The organism is Vibrio sp. 10N.286.51.B11, from assembly GCF_041469245.1.
GTDB lineage: Bacteria > Pseudomonadota > Gammaproteobacteria > Enterobacterales > Vibrionaceae > Vibrio > Vibrio crassostreae_C.
Genome location: NZ_JBFRKI010000012.1, coordinates 52,267 through 70,930, shown reverse-complemented (window position 1 = coordinate 70,930; position 18,664 = coordinate 52,267). Strand labels below are relative to the sequence as shown.

General features: G+C 42.7%; 13 protein-coding genes and 1 tRNA gene. 12 read left to right on the top strand and 2 right to left on the bottom strand.

From position 1 onward, the window contains the following. The first annotated feature begins 10 nt into the window (after positions 1-10). The 5 genes from AB4154_RS07295 to AB4154_RS07275 all read left to right on the top strand — a co-directional run bounded on the left by AB4154_RS07295 (position 11) and on the right by AB4154_RS07275 (position 4,858). Entirely contained in the window at positions 11-460 is a 450-nt protein-coding gene (locus AB4154_RS07295) for an L-alanine exporter AlaE (protein ID WP_017062062.1), read from the top strand. 180 nt (positions 461-640) lie between these two features. Then, positions 641-731, top strand: a tRNA-Ser gene (locus AB4154_RS07290). Positions 732-985: 254 nt separating this feature from the next. After that, positions 986-2,200, top strand: a complete 1,215-nt coding sequence (gene gltS / locus AB4154_RS07285) for a sodium/glutamate symporter (protein WP_017062061.1) — start codon at positions 986-988, stop codon at positions 2,198-2,200. Between the two features lie 251 nt (positions 2,201-2,451). Further along, the gene (locus AB4154_RS07280; protein ID WP_017063521.1) at positions 2,452-3,378 is read left to right on the top strand and encodes a LysR family transcriptional regulator; all 927 of its coding nucleotides are present in this window, start codon (positions 2,452-2,454) and stop codon (positions 3,376-3,378) included. Between the two features lie 226 nt (positions 3,379-3,604). Then, a complete protein-coding gene (locus tag AB4154_RS07275; RefSeq protein ID WP_372122618.1) occupies positions 3,605-4,858 on the top strand; it encodes a D-amino acid dehydrogenase in 1,254 nt (417 codons plus the stop codon). A gap of 117 nt (positions 4,859-4,975) precedes the next feature. Here the strand turns inward: AB4154_RS07275 and AB4154_RS07270 are convergent, their stop codons facing one another. Next, positions 4,976-5,755 (bottom strand): hypothetical protein, encoded by a 780-nt coding sequence (locus tag AB4154_RS07270; protein WP_017071751.1) that lies wholly within the window; start codon positions 5,753-5,755, stop codon positions 4,976-4,978. A gap of 499 nt (positions 5,756-6,254) precedes the next feature. On the opposite strand from AB4154_RS07270, the gene AB4154_RS07265 reads away from it, so the two are divergent. The 6 genes from AB4154_RS07265 to AB4154_RS07240 all read left to right on the top strand — a co-directional run bounded on the left by AB4154_RS07265 (position 6,255) and on the right by AB4154_RS07240 (position 15,388). Next, positions 6,255-7,889, top strand: a complete 1,635-nt coding sequence (locus AB4154_RS07265) for an ABC transporter substrate-binding protein (protein WP_017071752.1) — start codon at positions 6,255-6,257, stop codon at positions 7,887-7,889. 55 nt (positions 7,890-7,944) lie between these two features. After that, complete coding sequence (locus AB4154_RS07260) at positions 7,945-8,919, top strand: ABC transporter permease (RefSeq protein WP_017071753.1); 975 nt, start codon at positions 7,945-7,947, stop codon at positions 8,917-8,919. A 20-nt stretch (positions 8,920-8,939) separates the two neighbouring features. Beyond that, positions 8,940-9,917 (top strand): ABC transporter permease, encoded by a 978-nt coding sequence (locus AB4154_RS07255; RefSeq protein ID WP_371957688.1) that lies wholly within the window; start codon positions 8,940-8,942, stop codon positions 9,915-9,917. Next, complete coding sequence (locus tag AB4154_RS07250) at positions 9,917-10,870, top strand: ABC transporter ATP-binding protein (RefSeq protein ID WP_048659634.1); 954 nt, start codon at positions 9,917-9,919, stop codon at positions 10,868-10,870. Before AB4154_RS07255 ends, AB4154_RS07250 begins: the two co-directional genes overlap by 1 nt. 10 nt (positions 10,871-10,880) lie before the next feature. After that, the gene (locus tag AB4154_RS07245; RefSeq protein WP_017071889.1) at positions 10,881-11,870 is read left to right on the top strand and encodes an ABC transporter ATP-binding protein; all 990 of its coding nucleotides are present in this window, start codon (positions 10,881-10,883) and stop codon (positions 11,868-11,870) included. A gap of 74 nt (positions 11,871-11,944) precedes the next feature. Continuing rightward, entirely contained in the window at positions 11,945-15,388 is a 3,444-nt protein-coding gene (locus AB4154_RS07240) for a hypothetical protein (protein ID WP_372122616.1), read from the top strand. A gap of 90 nt (positions 15,389-15,478) precedes the next feature. Here the strand turns inward: AB4154_RS07240 and AB4154_RS07235 are convergent, their stop codons facing one another. Continuing rightward, positions 15,479-16,474 carry a LacI family DNA-binding transcriptional regulator gene (locus tag AB4154_RS07235; protein ID WP_372122614.1) on the bottom strand — a complete coding sequence of 332 codons (996 nt, stop codon included), beginning with the start codon at positions 16,472-16,474 and terminating at the stop codon, positions 15,479-15,481. 549 nt (positions 16,475-17,023) lie between these two features. On the opposite strand from AB4154_RS07235, the gene AB4154_RS07230 reads away from it, so the two are divergent. After that, a complete protein-coding gene (locus tag AB4154_RS07230) occupies positions 17,024-18,622 on the top strand; it encodes a family 16 glycosylhydrolase (RefSeq protein WP_372122612.1) in 1,599 nt (532 codons plus the stop codon). Positions 18,623-18,664 lie beyond the last annotated feature (42 nt).

The following is an 18,664-nucleotide window of genomic DNA, read 5'->3' as shown; positions in this document are numbered from 1 at the left end:
TTTTTCGTCAATGAAGTCTCGTGGTCCATTTTGTATTCGAAACGCAGCTGCGGATACATTTGCTATGGTCGTTTTCTGTTTTATTTCTGGCATGATCGTAGAAGTGTTTATTTCTGGTATGACGTTTGAGCAATCTCTTGCTTCTCGAACGTTATCTATTCCTGTAAACATTGCTATCGCTTGGCCTTATGGCGTTTTTCGTGATTGGTTCTTACGCAATGGTGCAAAACTTTCAGAAAGCTCATTGATGAAAAACTTGTCTGATTTGATGGCATACGTGTTATTCCAGTCTCCAGTGTATGCGGGTATTTTGTTGGCAGTGGGTGCTTCAGGCGACCAGATCGTTACGGCTGTCACCAGTAATGCAGTTATCTCGTGCGGTATGGGCGTACTTTACGGCTACTTCCTCGATATGTGTCGTAAATGGTTTCGAGTTCCTGGCTACTATCAACAAGCTTAAGAAAAGCAACAAGCGTAAGTGCAGCGAAAGAATGAAATTTGGTTTGTTTTTGATCTAATGAGTTAATTTGTAATCGAACAAACCGAAAAAGGCACTTTTTTTGAGAATGCCCCTTGACCAAAGCAAGCAGAATCAATAAAGTAGCGCCTCGTTGAGTGACATGCTCAACACACAATTTGTGGAAGGATGGCTGAGTGGCTTAAGGCGCTCGCCTGGAAAGCGAGTATACGTTTATAGCGTATCTGGGGTTCAAATCCCCATCCTTCCACCACTATTCAAAACCCTAGCAGAAATGCTGGGGTTTTCTCGTTTTAGAGCCTCTATATCCCACCTCATCTGTATACCTCCCTAATATCCGTTCCTTTAATCATTGCTTTATAGTTATAATCTCTATTAATACCGTCGCAGAATTAACCATATTAGGTGTTTTTATCATAGATAATCGCTTGATTTTTTGGCGTGAACCTAGATTATTAATAGTACGCAATATTATGAATAATCTAACTATTAGGAATCCATAACCTCATGACAGAAACCCTAGTTTCTCCAATGCTCTCTTTTACGATCGCGATTTCATTACTGTTTATCGGTAAAGGTTTGATCGAGCGATCTGAAGTATTAAGAAAGTATTCACTGCCAGAGCCTGTGATTGGTGGCTTTGTCTGCGCAGCGACCGTAGCGGCGCTTTACTATATTTTTGAAATCCAAATCACTTTTAGCCTAGATGTCAGAGACTTTTTGCTTCTCTACTTTTTTGCTGGCATCGGGCTCCAAGCGGATATTAAAACACTGATTAAAGGCGGGCGACCGTTGTTCATCCTACTGTGTCTTGCTGCCATTTTTATCGTGTTGCAAAACGTAGTCGGAATGGCAGTCGCTTCTGGCTTTGGAATGGATGCGAAAGCAGGCTTGCTATCTGGGTCTGTTAGCTTGATAGGCGGCGTAGGCACAACGTTAGCTTGGGCGCCAATGTTTGTGGAAGAGTTTGGTATTGCTAACGCGCTCGAACTTGGTGTCGCTTCAAACACGGTTGGTTTAATTGCAGCGTGTGTGATTGGTGGTCCGATTGCGAACTACCTGCTCAATAAACACAAAGTAAGCCCTTCTAATGAAGAAGAGGTTACGGTTGGTGCATTCCAAGAGAGTGAAACAAAAACAGAGCTTAGCCACTACGGCGTTCTGTGGGCGTGGTTGATTCTTAACTTAACACTAATGCTGGGTTACAGCTTGAGTGAAGTTATCGACTCGATGGGCCTAAAACTGCCGTTATTCGTTAGCTGTTTGATCGCAGGTATCCTAATCGGAAACGTTGGTCGCGCACTGTTTAAGAAACGTCGTACACAAGAGAAAATCGCTCAAGGCCGCAAAGGCTTAGCGATGATCTCTGATATTTGTTTAGGCATGTTCTTGACCATGGCATTGATGGGGTTGCGTATCTGGGATCTCGATGGACTGTTTGGCTATATCTCTGTTGTCATGAGTATCCAGATCTTGCTTTCCCTGTTGTTTACTGTGTTTGTCGTTTATTACTTGATGGGAAGAAACTACGATTCTGTGGTGATATGTTCAGGCTTCGGTGGTATCACTCTAGGCTCGACCGCAACAGCAATTGTGAACATGACCGCAGTAACTCATCGATATGGCGCAAGCCCACAAGCATTCATTGTGGTGCCATTAGTATGTGGTTTCTTTGTTGATTTGATCAACGCATTGGTGATCAGTTTCTTTGTTGGTCTGTAGTGAAGTGACCGGTTATTGACTGCTTGAGGTTTACATCGGGATAATGACCACAAAGGCGATGACGAAAGTTGTCGCCTTTGTTTTATCGACAGCAAGCTAAAACACGTATATCAGCCTTTGATGTGATGTCTTGAAGTGACTCGGTGCACAAGTTAGTAAGAGCAATTACGATCTTGATAAATTGGGATATATGTTCGCAGCAAATTTGTGAGACGCTTGATTAAGTGTCAGTTGAATTACAAGGAAGTTGAATGCACCACTTTAATATCCGTGCTCTCGAGTACTTAAACGCGTTATCAAAATACAGGTCGTTACGTAAGGCATCTAAGATGATGAACGTTGACCCTGCCGCGATGAGTCGGATGTTGACACAGTTAGAAGCGCAAGCGGAAATGAAAGTATGGGAGCGCAACAACCGCCAATCACTGTTAACTGAAGCGGGTAATGAACTGCTGAATTACTACCGTTCCATTGTTCGTGGAGAGGCCGCTGTACTTGCTCGACTAACTAAGCTTAAAAACCTCAAAGGAGGCAATGTCAGCATTGCTATCGGTGAAGGATTTATTACCAACTTGGTGTCAAAACCGATGCAAACCTTCATGACTCGTTATCCTGATATCAATCTTTCTATTGAGATCGCTGGGGCATTGGATGCAGTCAAGATGTTGGAAGATCAACAGATAGACTTTGCGATAACCTATGCGTCTGCACCGCACCCTAAACTGCACTCCCACGTTGAACGCAGCCATCCGCTCGAATTGATTGCTCCGAAGGGGCACTTCCTTACGATGAAAGAAGCACCAGTGGTAATGCAAGATATTCAAGACGCTTCTCTCGCCTTGATCGATAACTCGACCGGTATGGGGAGGCTAGTAAAGCAGGCTGAACAAATTTCCCATCTTACCTTGCAGCCAAAACTTCAAACTAACTCAGTCACGGCACTGACTAACTTCGTTTCAGCAGGGTTGGGCGTCACCTTTATGCCTAAGCTCACTGTGATCGATGAAATAAAGTCAGGGCAGATTGAAGTGGTTGCGACCGAGTTGGAGATGCTATCGAAGGCGACGGTTAAGGTTCAATCTTTGAAAGGCCGTGCACTTACGCTACAAGCCGAAACCTTGTTGGATTTCTTACTCGAGAACGCCACTTTCTTAAGCCATGACGCTTACAATATCTAGGCTTAGTTGATTTACTTAGCGACTCCTACCTAAGCTTTCAAATACCGCCAATATCACACTTCCAAACTGACGAATTCGTTTTTAAGTCGAATTGATGTTTTGTCAATGCTACCTCTATTGTTAAGTCAACACATGCGGAATAAGTTACAAATTATTAACGAAACGAGTTTTAGACTGACAGCTGTGTTCGACAGGTTTTGGCTTTGTCGGGCATTAGGGGAAGAGAATGGAAGTTATTGTAATTGGCAGCGGTGTTATTGGGTTGACCAGCGCTTGGTACCTTGCGAAGGAAGGACACTCGGTCACAGTGATTGATCGTCAAGATAGCAGTGGTAAAGAAACCAGCTTTGCGAATGCTGGGCAAATTTCTTACGGTTATTCATCACCATGGGCGGCACCGGGCATCCCTTTGAAAGCGATGAAATGGCTTACCCAAGAACATGCGCCACTTAAAGTGAAGCCTTCTCTTTCTCCAGAGTTAATGTCTTGGGCGACTAAGATGCTCGCCAACTGTAATGAAGCCAAGTACGCACAGAATAAATCGCGGATGTTACGAGTCGCTAACTACAGCCGAGATTGCCTGACTCATATAAGAATCAGTGAAGATTTGGCTTATGAGGGCCGGCAGAAAGGCACCTTGCAAGTATTCAGAAGCGAAAAACAATTGGACGCTATTCAGCAGGATATGAAGCTATTAACAGAGAGTGGAATCGAACACTCGCTGTTTGATGTTGAACAGTGTCTGTCAGTGGAGTCTGGTTTAGCAGACGTTAAAGACAAGCTGGTGGGCGGCCTGTATTTACCACACGATGAAACCGGTGATTGTCATCAGTTCTGTTTAGCGCTGACTGAGAAGGCCAAGCAACTTGGTGTTAGGTTCGTGTTTGATACTGAAGTGGTAAGTTTGAATCATCAGAACCAAACCATAAAGAGCATTACGACAACTCAAGGTGAATTCAAAGCGGACGCTTATGTGGTAGCTTCGGGAAGCTACTCTCGTGAGCTGCTCAAGCAAGTGGATTTATCAATCCCGGTTTATCCAGTCAAAGGGTATTCGTTAACACTTCCGATCGTGAGTGCAGATAAGTCGCCGACCTCTACAGTAATGGATGAAACCTACAAGGTAGCGATGACTCGTTTCGATGACCGAATTCGTATTGCAGGGACGGCAGAGCTTGCTGGCTTCAATTATCTTATTCCTGAAAAACGTAAAGCCACGATTGATATGGTGATAAAAGATCTTTTCCCACAGGCGGGGGATTTCTCTAAGGCAGAATACTGGACAGGGTTAAGACCGATGACTCCGGATGGTACGCCTATAATCGGCGCGACGCCTATCAAGAACCTATTTACAAATACTGGACATGGGACATTAGGTTGGACAATGGCATGTGGCTCAGGAAAGATCTTGGCAAGCGTGGTCAGTGGCTCTGCTAGTGATATAAAAACTGATGACTTGAGTATCCACCGCTATATGTAAAAGCAAGCCGTTAGTTATCTTGCCTATGGTTTGATGATATCGACATTAGGAGCATGAAGCGGATGCACCTAATGTTGTAAATCTAGGTGCATGGTTTTAAGTCTCCTCTATTTATAATCACGAGATGACTTGAGACTTAAATGATCTTAGCTCTGGCGGTAGCTCCTTATTTACGAGGTTAATAGCTTTGCGATGTTCTAATCCAATGGATCTCACTACGTCCCCGAAATGTTGGTTAAACAATAGCTCGAAATCACCACTGAGTTTGTAGTCTTGCAGTTTGTCCTCAAGTAATTGAGCCAGTTGAGCCTTGTCTGGGTGGACATAGAAGACCAGAGGAAGAGGGTAATAAAGCATAATACTTTTTTCTATGACTAACCCATCCAGGGAATAGGTATGTTCTTGGTATATGCTTTCAACTTCATTGGCTCCGAGTGACACATAATCACATTTTTTATCTGAGAGAAGTTTCAGAATCTCTGGTAACGTTCCTTGCTCTAGTACTCGATATCCATTTGCTCTAAACAGCTCAGCATCAGCCCATGTCGCAGGAATTCCAGCGATAAGTGATTTCAGTTTATTGCTGTTGATATTATGGAATGTGGGTTGATCTTGTTCCCTAATTATCAGGATACGGTGTCCTAATAAGCCTTTACAAATTGGAGAGTTGAGTTTGATTGCAGGCTTATCAGCAAATTTACGGTTTCCCGCCACCGTGACGAGTACATCATAATTCTTGCGGAATATATTTCCTTCATCCTCAGCTCTTGGAAAGTCTGTATTATCGCTGTGAACGACAATAGGTTCGTTCGGATCCCAATTCAACAAGCTATGAATTAGCTCCAACTCATAGTGCTGTCTTTTACCTGATTTATTGCCATTCCAAAAGTTAAACATAGTTGTCCTAAGGGGGAACTTACATTTTATGACTGGTATGCTGACATAGGTTTAGCGTCCAAGAAAGCGCTTTCTTTTGTTTTTGAGAGAATCATACATAGATACAGTCTATGTATGTTGAGAATCGCGACGGAAAGGCTATTTTAAAGAAAGCACATAAGTTCATTGATGGGTTAGAGGTTCGACGATTAGGAAAGACCATGGGGGTACCATTAGTGAATTTTAACTTATTGTTTTTAAATTGTTTTTCGTGTTAGTGAACAATTAATGTGACGAATGGCACTGTTGTGTATTTCTATTCTCAATCTATTCTAAATTTGTGATCTATGGTTCGTTTCACCGAAATGTAAGTTGAAGAATCATTCTATCGGCTTATTATCCACCTAAAGAAAGCGGTTTCTTGATGCGAGTTGCCGATAGTGAATACGAAAACACCCCCTTTTTTAAAGTTAAAAGAAAGCGCTTTCTTTCTGGTTATTATCATTAAAAGGACAACGTGATGCACAAAAAGACATTGATTGCTTCGCTCGCCATTGGAGCTTTATTCGGAGCCTCTGTACAAGCAGATGAAGTTAAGCAGGGTGGCACACTAACGGTGCCAATTATCAATACTGGCTTTGTTGAAAACTTTAACCCTTATACAACTAAAGACTTGCTGCATGGGGTAATGTTTGAGCCATTGGTCGTATTCAACAACATGACAGGTGATGTTGATTATCGCCTGGCTGAGTCGGTTGAGTATTCAACTGACCTGAAAACATTGACGCTTAAGTTACGAGAGAATTTGAAGTGGTCTGATGGTTCAAAGTTAACTGCAGACGACGTTGTTTTTAGCTTTATGTTGACTAAAGAGGCACCAGCTTTTGACCAGAAAGGTATTTGGTCTTCAGGTAATTTAAAAGAAATCAAATCTATTGACGCGCGAACCGTCGTGTTTGAGCTGACGGAAGCGGATTCTACATTTGCTTGGAACTTAGAGCGTTACCATATTGTACCAAAGCATATTTGGTCGAAAGTTGAAGAGCTGACAACGTTTACCAACCTTAACCCGGTAGGTAGTGGCCCAATGACGACGGTTAAATACATTAAACCGCAACAGATGGAGCTGTGCCGAAACCCAAATTACTATTTAGAAAATAGACCTTATTTAGATTGCATCAACTTCCGTTCTTACAATGACAACTCTCAGATCCAACCTGCCTTAATCAAAGGTGAGATTGATTGGGGTTCAAATTTTATTGCTGACGTTGAGTCAACATTTGTCGATATGGATAAAGAAAATAACCATTTTTGGTATCCAGCGAATGATGCTATCCACCTTTACGTAAATACCAAAGAAGCGCCATTTGATGACCTAAGAGTACGACAAGCACTTTCTATGGCTCTTGATCGTGAAACCATCGTTGATATTGCTGCTTACGGTTATCCGACCGCAAACTTCAATGCTGGTGGCATCGGTGAGCTATACGAAACGCACATTGATAAAAATGTATCTAAGAAATATGGTTATCTAACTAAGTACGATGTTGAAAGAGCAAACGCTTTACTTGATGAAGCGGGCTTAGTTGACAAAAACGGTGATGGATTCCGCGACAAAGCAAACGGGGAAACGGTTGAGTTTGATATCGAGGTTGTAAACGGTTGGACCGACTGGATCCAAGTGGTTCAGATGGTATCTGAATACTTTGAAGAAGTGGGTGTGAAAGCAAACGTTAAGACTGTAGATTGGGCGGTATATGACAGCAATTTGAAAGAAAGCAAATATACCATGTCAATTAACTGGTCAATGGTCGCGACAAATCCAATCTTGGCGTACCAAGAGTACTTCTCAACGTCTCGAATCGGAAAAACTTGGCATGCTGGTCACGGTGTTAATTCACCAGAAATCGACGCATTGATCGACAGCTTCGGCAAAATTGGTGATGCAGAGCAGCAAGAGAAAGTGTTGAGTGAACTTCAGGAATTTACGGCTGAAAACCTTCCCTTTATCCCTCTATTTTCTAACCCAACTTGGTTCCAATACAGTACTAAACATATTGTTGGTTGGCCAAGTGAAAAAGACCCATACGTACAGCCAGTATGGTACGACGGTGGTAAGAGAGTAATAATTCTCAACAATCTACACCTTAAGTAAGTTATTTTTGAGAGGGCTGCAGCTTAGGTTGTAGCCCCTAGGTTAAAAGATTTTTATGTCGTTTTTAATTCGCCGATTTGGCTTCTATTTTACCGCTTTCTTAATCGCTATCTCGTTTAATTTCATGTTGCCTCGCCTAATGCCAGGAGATCCTGTTGATGCTCTTTTCGCTGCAGCTCAAGGTCGAATGGATCCTGCTCAAATGGATGCTGTTCGTGAAATGTACGGTTTTGTTGATGGCAATGTTTTCGAACAATACTTCGCGTATATGAAAAGCGTATTCACTCTTGATCTGGGACCTTCAGTGCTTATGTTTCCTGTAAGTGTTTCAGATGTCCTTGCTATGGCACTGCCGTGGACTATGTTCCTAGCGCTTGGTTCGCTGATTGTTGCTCTTATCATTGGTGTCAGTATTGGTACGTATGCATCGTATCGACGTGAAGGGCTATTTGGACAAATTGTTCCGCCAGTTTTGGCATTTATTAGTAACTTCCCGTACATCGTGACCGCGTTACTGTTGTTCTATTTCTTCGGTTTAAAACTCGAACTATTACCTTTGGCATACACTTATGACCCATCGCTAGAGCCAGGTTTTACATGGGAGTTTATTTCTAGTGTGGCTAAACACGCTGTGTTGCCTATGGGCTCTATGGTCCTGGTTGGGATCGCAACATGGGTCTTCAATATGCGTAATGCGATGATCAATGTGTTGGGTGAAGATTACGTAACGATGGCTGAGGCCAAAGGCTTGAGTAGTTATCGTGTTATGTCTCGCTATGCTGGTCGAAATGCCATCCTTCCTGTTGCGACCGCTATTGCAATGGCAATCGGATTCTCATTCGCAGGCTCAATCATGACCGAAGTGGTTTTTAACTACCAAGGCTTGGGGAACATCCTTCTTAAAGGCATAGTTGCTCGTGATTACCCACTTATCCAAGCCATTCTTCTTATCTTGGTGACAGCGGTACTGACCGCTAACTTTATTGCCGACCTTCTATATGTCTGGCTTGACCCTAGAATCTCGAACTGAGGCGCATGATGGATAATTTAATGGATACTCAAAAAACCGCTAACCAGCCGAATATGCCAGTACGTGAGCCAAAATGGTCGTGGAAAAACGTAAAGAAAACTCTCGGTAAAGCTTACGCATTTTTCTACGGTAACCCTCCAGCCATTGTAGGTACTTTTTTACTTACGATTGTCTTAGCTGGGGCGTTATTTGCGCCTGTATTATCGACTCATAATCCAGAAAAGCGCGTAGCACGTCCACATATTGCACCAAGTTCTGAGCATATTATGGGCACTACTCGTAGCGGGCGTGATGTATATAGCCAGGTTCTATTTGGAGCAAGAAAGTCGCTTACTGTTGCGATCTCTGCGGGCGTAATCGCGATGACAATAGCAGTGCTCGTCGGGGTTTCATCTGGTTACTTTGGTGGAAAAGTCGATGAACGCTTGAACTTCGTGACTAACGTATTTCTTGTGTTTCCACAGTTGCCCTTGCTGATTGTTCTCGCCGCATTCTTAGGGCAGGTCGGTTCGCTGGTTATTACCGTGTTGTTAGGAATAACCTCCTGGCCTTGGGGAGCTAGGGTGATTCGTGCACAGACCATGGCAATTAGAAGCAAAGAATTCATCATTTCTGCAGAAGTTATGGGTGAATCAAAAATCCGCATTATTTTAGTAGAGATCTTACCAAACTTAGTTTCGATTGTTTTTGGCGGGTTCCTAGGCACGGTTATCTACGCAATGGGCTCTGAAGCTGGTCTAGGTATTTTAGGTTTAGGTGATGCAACAGAAGTGAGTTGGGGCTCTATGCTGTATTGGGCACAGACCTCTTCATCGTTATATACCGGAGCGTGGTGGGAAATGCTGGTTCCTGCATTGGCGTTAGCGATTACTGGTGGTGGACTCGCATTGATTAACATGTCAATTGACCAAGTGAGCAACCCTAAATTACGTACGGGCCCACACATCAAACTGTGGCACAAACTTAAAAAAGAAGCAGATAAACGCCGAGGCCTATAATGAGCAATCTATTAGAAATTAATAACCTGTGTGTTGATTACGTTTCTCCTAATGGCGTAGCAAGAGCCGTTAATGACGTTAGTATTTCCATTGCGCCCGGTGAAACGCTCGGTATTGCCGGTGAGTCTGGTTGCGGTAAAAGTACATTGGCTTTTGCTATATCACGCCTACACAAAGCACCAGCGCTTATCTCTGAGGGTGAAATACTCTACAAAGGGCAGGATGTTTTAAAGATGAATAACAAGCAGTTACGTGACTTCCGTTGGAATGACGTTTCTATTGTTTTTCAAAGCGCAATGAACTCACTTAACCCTGTCATTACCATCGGTGAGCAGCTAACGGACGTTATTCTAGCGCACAGAAAAATACCTTATAAACAGGCTCACGATCGTGCGGTCGAGCTGTTAGGAACGGTTGGGATTCATGGCGACAGAATGTCGAGCTTTCCCCATCAACTGAGTGGAGGTATGCGTCAGCGAGTTGTTATTGCGATTGCTTTGGCGCTGGAACCTAAACTGATCATCATGGACGAGCCAACAACGGCACTTGATGTAGTGGTTGAACGTGAAATCTTGAATGAACTGTATGAGCTTAAGAGTAAGTTTGGCTTCTCTATTCTGTTTATTAGTCACGACTTAAGCCTCATGGGTGAAATTGCTGATCGAATTGGCGTGATGTATGCGGGTAACCTTATTGAATTAGGTGATGCGAAAACGGTATTTAGTGAACCTAAGCATCCTTATACAAAAGGGCTTATCTCTTCATTCCCGACTATTCATGGGCCAAAAGAACGTCTCTACGGGATCCCTGGGAATCCTGTCAACCTTTTGGATACACCTCAAGGATGTAACTTCCAAGAGCGATGTGGCGAATGCATTTCAATGTGCATTAAAAGTGAGCCTCGTTTGGGCGCTATTGCGACTGGGCATCACGTATCTTGTCACCTAGTTTGAGCGAAAGATTATGAATACTTTAAAGAACGTTGATAAAAGCGAAGTTATCTTATCAGTTAAGAATTTGGTAAAAGATTTCCCACTTGGCCAGTCAGTCAAAAGCAATATGATGCGAGCCGTAAATGATGTTTCATTTGATCTTCGTAAAGGAGAAGCATTAGCGATTGTTGGCGAATCTGGCTCAGGGAAAAGCACAGGAGCTCGAATTCTTACCCGAATTTACGATAAGACGGCTGGAGATATCGAATTCAAAGGTGAGCCTCTGTCTGATTATATTGAAAAATATGGTGAGCTTGAATATGCACGCCAAGTGCAAATGATTTTTCAAGACCCGTTTGGCTCGTTGAATCCTGTACATACGATTTACCACCATATTGCGCGACCATTACTTATCCATAAACGAGCAGAAAAAGAAGCGATTCCGAACCTCGTTTATGAATTGCTTGAAATGGTTGGGCTTACACCAGTTAAAGAGACCGCAGAGAAGTACCCCCATGAACTAAGTGGTGGACAACGACAGCGTGTCGCAATTGCACGCGCAATTGCTGTTAGCCCTGAAGTTATCCTAGCTGATGAACCTATCTCTATGCTTGATGTGTCTGTGCGGTTAGGAATCTTAAACCTAATGGCTGACTTGAAGGATAAGCATGGTATTTCGTTCATGTACATCACTCATGACATTGCGACAGCGCGTTATTTTGCTGAGAAAACGGCGGTGATGTATGTAGGACATATGGTCGAATGGGGCAATAGCGACAACGTCACTCAGAACCCACAACATCCGTATTCTCAGTTGTTGTTGTCAGCAGTGCCAGAAGTCGGTAAATCGGGCAAGCGTGACATGAACGTGAAAAAAGGCGATATCCCTTCTTGGAAGCCAAGTAGCGTAGGTTGCCCGTTCGCAAGCCGTTGTATGAAAGCCGATAAACTTTGCACGCAATCAATACCAGAACCGACTCAAATTGCAGAAGAGCATTTTGCTCGTTGTCATCATTTGTAAACTTTAAATCCTTTTTGAAACGCAAAAGAAAGCGCTTTCAAAGTTTAAGTGTAAGAATTTTTTGGAATTTTGATATGAAACAAGACTACAACTCAACACCAGAGGTCGATGGCAAGTTCGTTGATTTAGATGGTGAGCGTTACTACCAAATCTCTAATGTTGACCAAATGACGCCATTCTTTATTAGCGTTGTATCGTCGAGCGATCACTGGTTATTTATTTCATCAACAGGCAGCCTTTCAGCTGGACGCATTCGTCCGGAAAATGCGCTTTTTCCTTACAAGTCTGTTGACCATATTCATGAAAATGCGGAAAACACCGGCTCAAAATCCATCTTCCGTATTGAACATGGCGACAAGGTTGTACTTTGGGAACCGTTTAATACATTCCATGATGGTATTTTTGATGTTGAACGCAATCTTTATAAAAATACGATTGGAGACAAGATTGTATTTGAAGAGATAAACCATACTTTGCAATTACAGTTCCAATACAGCTGGAATACGAGTGAAAAATACGGCTTTATTCGTCGTTCAAAACTGACCAACCTCGCGAGCTTTGAGCGTAAAGTCGAAGCACTAGATGGCTTACAAAATATACTTCCTTCAGGCGCTCCGTTATCAGCTCTTCAAACAAGAAGTGCATTAGTTGATGCGTACAAGTGGAATGAACAAGTTGATGGTAGTTCATTAGCTCTGTTCAGCATGTACGCGAAATTGAGCGATAGAGCCGACCCTGCTGAATCTTTGCTAGCGACGACAGTCTTCAGCTTAGAAACGGAAAGCAGCCAAATTTTATTGACGAGTGCTCAAGTTAATGCGTTCAGAAAAGGTCGAGCGGTTAAAAGTGAACCTTTAACGAAAGGGGTTAGAGGGAGCTATTTAGTTCATAAGTCTCTGACGCTGCGAGCACATCAAACCAAAGTTTGGTCGATTGTCGCTGATATAGACAAGACTCATTCCGATATCTGTCAGCTTCAATCTGAGCTCTCTGTTCCTGCTAACCTAGCACTAGCTTTAGAAAAGAGCGTTGCAGATAATCAAGATGAATTGATCACATTAATGTCTGGCGCGGATGCGTGGCAAATAACAGCTGAAGAAAATACCAGCGTTCACCATTATGCCAATGTGTTGTTCAATAACATGCGTGGTGGCGTGTTTGAAAACGGCTATATGTTAGAAAAGGTTGACGTAGTTAAAACTATGGAAAAGGCCAACTCTCAGGTAGCTGGCCGCCATCAAGACTTTTTTGATCAGTTAGGGGATGTTTTCAGCCATTCTGAATTAGTTTCGCGCGCTAAAGCGACAGGGGATTTTCAATTAGTTCGATTGAGCTACGAGTATCTACCGCTTACTTTTGGACGTCGTCATGGTGACCCTAGTCGCCCTTGGAACCACTATGAGATTAAGCTTAAAGATGAAAATGGCGAACGCTTACTTTCTTATCAAGGCAACTGGCGTGATATTTTCCAAAACTGGGAAGCGATGGCTCTTAGTTATCCAGGGTTCATCAAATCATTCATCTCTAAGTTTGTTAATGCTTCAACGGTGGATGGTTACAATCCGTATCGAATTACTAAAGATGGTGTAGATTGGGAGCTGTTAGAGGCGGATGATCCTTGGAGTAACATTGGTTACTGGGGCGATCATCAAATCATTTATCTATTAAAATTCCTTGAGTTAGCAGACAAATTTGAGCAAAGCGATCTTATCGAATTACTAGAGAGTGACATTTTTAGTTATGCCAACGTGCCTTACGAGCTTTGTGGAGTTCAAGGCCTCTTTGATAACCCTAAAGATACCGTAGAGTTCAACCAAGACTTGCAGGAATTGACAGAGCAACGTGTAAAGAGCTTAGGCAGTGACGGTCGCTTGTTGATGACGGGTGACCAAGAAGTTTATATGGTCAACTTAATGGAGAAGATACTCGTCCCTTTATTGGCGAAATTGAGTAACTTAGTGCTTGATGGTGGTATTTGGCTCAATACACAACGTCCAGAATGGAATGATGCAAACAACGCTATCGTTGGCAACGGCCTCTCAATGGTAACCTTGTACTACATGCGTCGCTATGTTGCCTTTATGCAGCGCCTGTTAGAGAAGTCACCATCGTCATACAGTATTTCCAAAGAAGTGTTTGAGTGGATGTCTTCTGTTACACAGATCGTTTCAGAGGCAAATACAGAGATTCGTCAAGATACGGTCACTCGTCAAACGCGTAAAGCAATGCTGACTAAGCTGGCTAAATCCGCTGCTAATTATCGTGAGCGCGTGTACCGAGTAAATGGATTCTCAGGGAAAACGAAAGTTGAGAAAGAAGCGATTGTTCAATTGATGGGCGCGAGCTTAAAAGTCCTAGATTCTACGATTGCAAACAACTTGCGTGAAGACGGTTTGTACAATGCGTATAACATCTTGAGTTGTTCTGGTGAGAGCTTAATGGTTGAAGAGCTTTACCCTATGCTAGAAGGGCAAGTTGCAGTATTGAGCTCGGGTCTATTATCATCTAAACAAGCGGTTGAGTTGTTGGATAAATTGTTTGCCAGTGACATGTATCGTGCTGATCAAAATAGCTTCATGCTTTACCCTGACCGTGAGCTGGCTTCTTTTATGGACAAAAACTGTTTAGACGCTAAAGACATTGACCAGAGCAAATTGTTAAGCATGATGGTTGTTGCCAAAGATAACCGATTAGTAAACCAAGACAGCAAAGGTTCTTACCACTTCAATTCAAGCTTTGAAAACAAAGGTTTCCTTCAGGCTGCGATTGATGAAATTAAAGCCGATTACCCGTCAATTAGTGATGATGAATTTTGTCATGTATCTAGTTTGTATGAGCGTGTATTCAACCATAAAGCCTTTACTGGGCGTTCGGGAACCATGTTTGGTTATGAAGGTTTAGGTTGTATCTATTGGCATATGGTTTCTAAGTTGCTGCTAGCTGTGCAAGAAAACTATCAGCATGCTTGGAGTATGGACTCTAATAGCCAGGAAACTCTTAAATTAGCGGATTACTATTACAAAGTGAGAGCTGGTATTGGTTTCAACAAAACGCCGGAAAACTACGGTGCGTTTCCGACGGATCCGTATTCTCATACGCCAAAGCACTCTGGAGCACAGCAGCCAGGGATGACAGGGCAAGTTAAGGAAGAAGTGATTACTCGTTTTGGAGAGCTAGGTCTAGAGGTCGTTGATGGCACAATTGTAATTAACCCTTCACTTCTTAGTCCTAAAGAGTTCTTACAAAAAGCGGCGACTTTTGACTGCCAAAATATTGAAGGACAAATGCAGAGCTTTATTGTTCAGGCTGGGCAACTGGCTTTTACTTACTGTCAGGTACCGTTTATTTACCAACTCAATGATGAGCCAACACAGGGTATTGAAGTTCAGTTTAAAGACGGAACAAGTGAGGCATTTGCATCGTTAACGCTAAACCATGAAATGGCTTCACAGCTCTTTTCTCGTAGTGGTCTTATTGAGAAAGTCGTTGTCGTGTTGTCAAAGCACCAGTTACTCTAATTCTAATTTAAAGTGAAATAAAAAGGCTCTAAGTGAATACTTAGAGCCTTTCTTTTAAGTGTAAAAAATGGGGTGCTTGATATACAAAAATCAAAGTTTAGCCACGGACTCTCTTACAATCAATGTCGGGGTTAGTTTGTGCTTCAATGGGTAGTCGCGTTTATTAATTAACGATAAAACACCTTTTGCAGCTTCTTCTCCCATCTCATGAACTGGAAAGTCGACCGTCGATAAGCGAGGACGAATATGCTGGCTATGAGTATCGTTATCGAAGCCTACGACTGAAAGGTCTCGCCCAATAATGAGGTTTCGCTCTACTGCTACGTCATATACAGCAAGCGCGATGTTGTCATTTTGACAGAAAATCGCGGTGATCTCAGGGTCTCGGTCTAACAAGCGTCGCGCAGCTTCGTGGTTGCCTTGATGATCAAAGCGTCCCTCTACAAACAGCCCTGCGTCGTATTCGATACCGAACTCTAACAAGGCATTTCGATACCCTTGAAAGCGATCTCTACTATCAACTTTACTCAACTGGCCTGTGATACAAGCGACTTTTTTATGCCCGTTCTCAAGTAAGTGCTTCGTTGCAAGGTAGCCACCAAGCTCATTATCAATGTAAATACAGCGATCAGAAATCTCAGGAATAAAACGGTTGAGAACAATCATTGTTTCACTGTCTTTCGCTATTTTGATCAGTTCGTCATCACTGAGCTTGTCTGAGTGAACAATGAGGCCATCCACAAGTTTAGATTGCAAAAACTGGATAGAATCGAGCTCTTTGGTTCGTGATTCCTGGCCACTTGTAACGATTAAGTGAATATTATTTTGGCGAACGGTATCTTCGGCTGTATGCATTAATGGTCCATAGAAAGGCCCATCAAGCGAACCAACTAGCATGCCAATGCTATTTGAACGACTGGAGGCTAGAGCTTGTGCAAACGCATTAGGCTTGTAGCCCAGTTGCTCAATAGCTTTAAATACTTTTTCGCGATTGGCTTCCTTTACCGTAGGGTGACCATTTAATGCTCGTGAGACGGTTGATTGAGAAACTTGAGCAAGTTCAGATACTTCTTTAATGGTGATCAATGGTAGTGGCCTTATCTCTACAAGGAGTGAACTAAGCTATATTACCTTCGTGATCAATAAGAGCCTAGTAATCCAATGATTAATATTTAAAAACTCTGAACTGCTTAACGCTAAATTTGAAGGTCAAGCATACAAAGTAAGGTAACGAATATTTTCATATACTCGATTAAATATCAAGCAAGCGCTTTCTTTGTTGTTGTAGTGAAAGTGAATCTGTTTTTCTGATCTTAGTTATGAACTAGATAAAATAGAAGTCTGAGAATAAAGGGCTACTAGGGCGTTATCGCAGATAATCGGGTTATGAAAATTCTTGGGAATCTATATAAACCGCAATGAACTTTAGCAAAATGTGAAACCCAACAAGAAAGCGCTTTCTTAAAGTGAGCGTTGTCTCTTTTTTGAACTATGCACTTTTATATACTCATTTTGAAACGGTTGTGCATGGCATATTGGGTCCATGCTCGCGGAGTTATTCATTTATCGACTTTCTGTTATGGGCTCCGATATTAAGTGTCGCCTGCTTAGAAAGTCGTGATACAAGGAGTTGTAATGCAAGATCTAACCAATCAGGCAAAGATATTAACGTCTTTTATTTCTGCCGCTTTGATGTCTGGTTGCACGGCGATAGAGCTGCCGGTATCCGAAAGTGCTGACTTAGCTCAAACTGAAAAAGCGATTGTGCTATCCCATGCTCCAGTTACTTTAAGTTCAGACTGGCAATTGGTGTGGGAAGACCAGTTTGAAGGCGAGCAAATAAATAAACGTAATTGGTCATTAGAAGTGAACTGTTGGGGAGGAGGGAACAATGAACAACAGTGCTACACGGATGATCCTAATAACGCATTTGTTAAAGATGGCTTTTTACACATTGTCGCGCTGAAGCAAAGTCATACTGGGCCTGACAATGCCGAAGGTACGATTGGCGGAGCAACTAAAACACTCCCTTATACTTCTGCGAGGCTTAGCACAAAAGACAAGCGTGACACCAAATATGGCCGTTATGAAATCAGAGCAAAGTTACCCGGTGGACAAGGTTCATGGCCCGCGATTTGGATGCTGCCAACCGACAATAAATATGGTACATGGGCTGCTTCTGGCGAAATCGATATTATGGAAGCGGTTAACCTAAACACACTTTCAGATGCGGCGGGAGCGAAAAATGATGCTCTAGAGAGCCGGGTCTACGGGACGTTACATTACGGACGAAATTGGCCAGACAATGTTTATAAAGGGCAAGCCGCGACATTGCCAAATGGTGTGAACCCTACTGAGGGCTTCCATACATACGCGATTGAGTGGGAAGAAGGTGAAATTCGTTGGTATGTAGACAATATTCATTACGCGACTCAAACTCAAGAGGGCTGGTACAGCCAATATGAAGCGGAAGAAGGGAAACTCATTAATGCGAGTGGAGCAGCTCCGTTTGATGAAAAGTTTCATTTGTTATTGAACTTGGCCGTCGGTGGGGCGTGGTCAGCAAACGCAAATGATAAAGGCATCGACGAAGGTTTGTTTCCGAAAACAATGCTAGTTGATTCAGTAAAGGTTTACCGTTGTAAGGTTGATCGTTGGAAAGGAAAAGGGTGTGCAAGTCGTTCTGAACATGCAATACAAGTGATAGGGCACGAAGCTCCAGAGATCTTAGCAACCGATGATAGTTATGCTGATGGACCAACGTTGGAGATTTTTACCGAAACTCTTAACGCAAGCTTGGCTTATGCAAGTTATGACCCATTGGATATTGTTGACTATCAAGAAGTGACCGAACCAGATCGTGGAACAGTGCTACAAGTGAATAAGAATCAAGGATCAGGAAATATCTATTTTCGTTCTCCTGTAACAGATGTGACACATTGGCAAGAGACGGGTGAACTGGTCTTTGATTTGAAAGTTGAGAGCATGGCCGACGGGGTTGAACTATTGGTTAAGATGGACAGTGGCTGGCCGAAAACAAGTGACTATACCGTGCCGCTATCAGCAATCAATGAATGGAAGACGGTACGTATTCCAATCGCTGACATTTTAAAGAGAGACAACCGTTTTGCTGGTGGGAATCAAGCTGATCCAACAACGATCACTAACCTTTTAGTGTTTGAGCCTCAAGGAGAAATGAGTTTTAAATTAGACAATATTCGATTTGAAAAGTAAGCTTTTTAACAAAAGGGTTTGAATAAAATTCTGAATATAAAG

Coding starts and splice junctions, on each gene's coding strand:
- AB4154_RS07240 (WP_372122616.1), top strand. CDS start 11,945: ATGAAACAAGACTACAACTCAACACCAGAGGTCGATGGCAAGTTCGTT.
- AB4154_RS07275 (WP_372122618.1), top strand. CDS start 3,605: ATGGAAGTTATTGTAATTGGCAGCGGTGTTATTGGGTTGACCAGCGCT.
- AB4154_RS07270 (WP_017071751.1), bottom strand. CDS start 5,755: ATGTTTAACTTTTGGAATGGCAATAAATCAGGTAAAAGACAGCACTAT.
- AB4154_RS07245 (WP_017071889.1), top strand. CDS start 10,881: ATGAATACTTTAAAGAACGTTGATAAAAGCGAAGTTATCTTATCAGTT.
- AB4154_RS07230 (WP_372122612.1), top strand. CDS start 17,024: ATGCAAGATCTAACCAATCAGGCAAAGATATTAACGTCTTTTATTTCT.
- AB4154_RS07260 (WP_017071753.1), top strand. CDS start 7,945: ATGTCGTTTTTAATTCGCCGATTTGGCTTCTATTTTACCGCTTTCTTA.
- gltS (WP_017062061.1), top strand. CDS start 986: ATGACAGAAACCCTAGTTTCTCCAATGCTCTCTTTTACGATCGCGATT.
- AB4154_RS07265 (WP_017071752.1), top strand. CDS start 6,255: ATGCACAAAAAGACATTGATTGCTTCGCTCGCCATTGGAGCTTTATTC.
- AB4154_RS07255 (WP_371957688.1), top strand. CDS start 8,940: ATGGATACTCAAAAAACCGCTAACCAGCCGAATATGCCAGTACGTGAG.
- AB4154_RS07280 (WP_017063521.1), top strand. CDS start 2,452: ATGCACCACTTTAATATCCGTGCTCTCGAGTACTTAAACGCGTTATCA.
- AB4154_RS07250 (WP_048659634.1), top strand. CDS start 9,917: ATGAGCAATCTATTAGAAATTAATAACCTGTGTGTTGATTACGTTTCT.
- AB4154_RS07295 (WP_017062062.1), top strand. CDS start 11: ATGAAGTCTCGTGGTCCATTTTGTATTCGAAACGCAGCTGCGGATACA.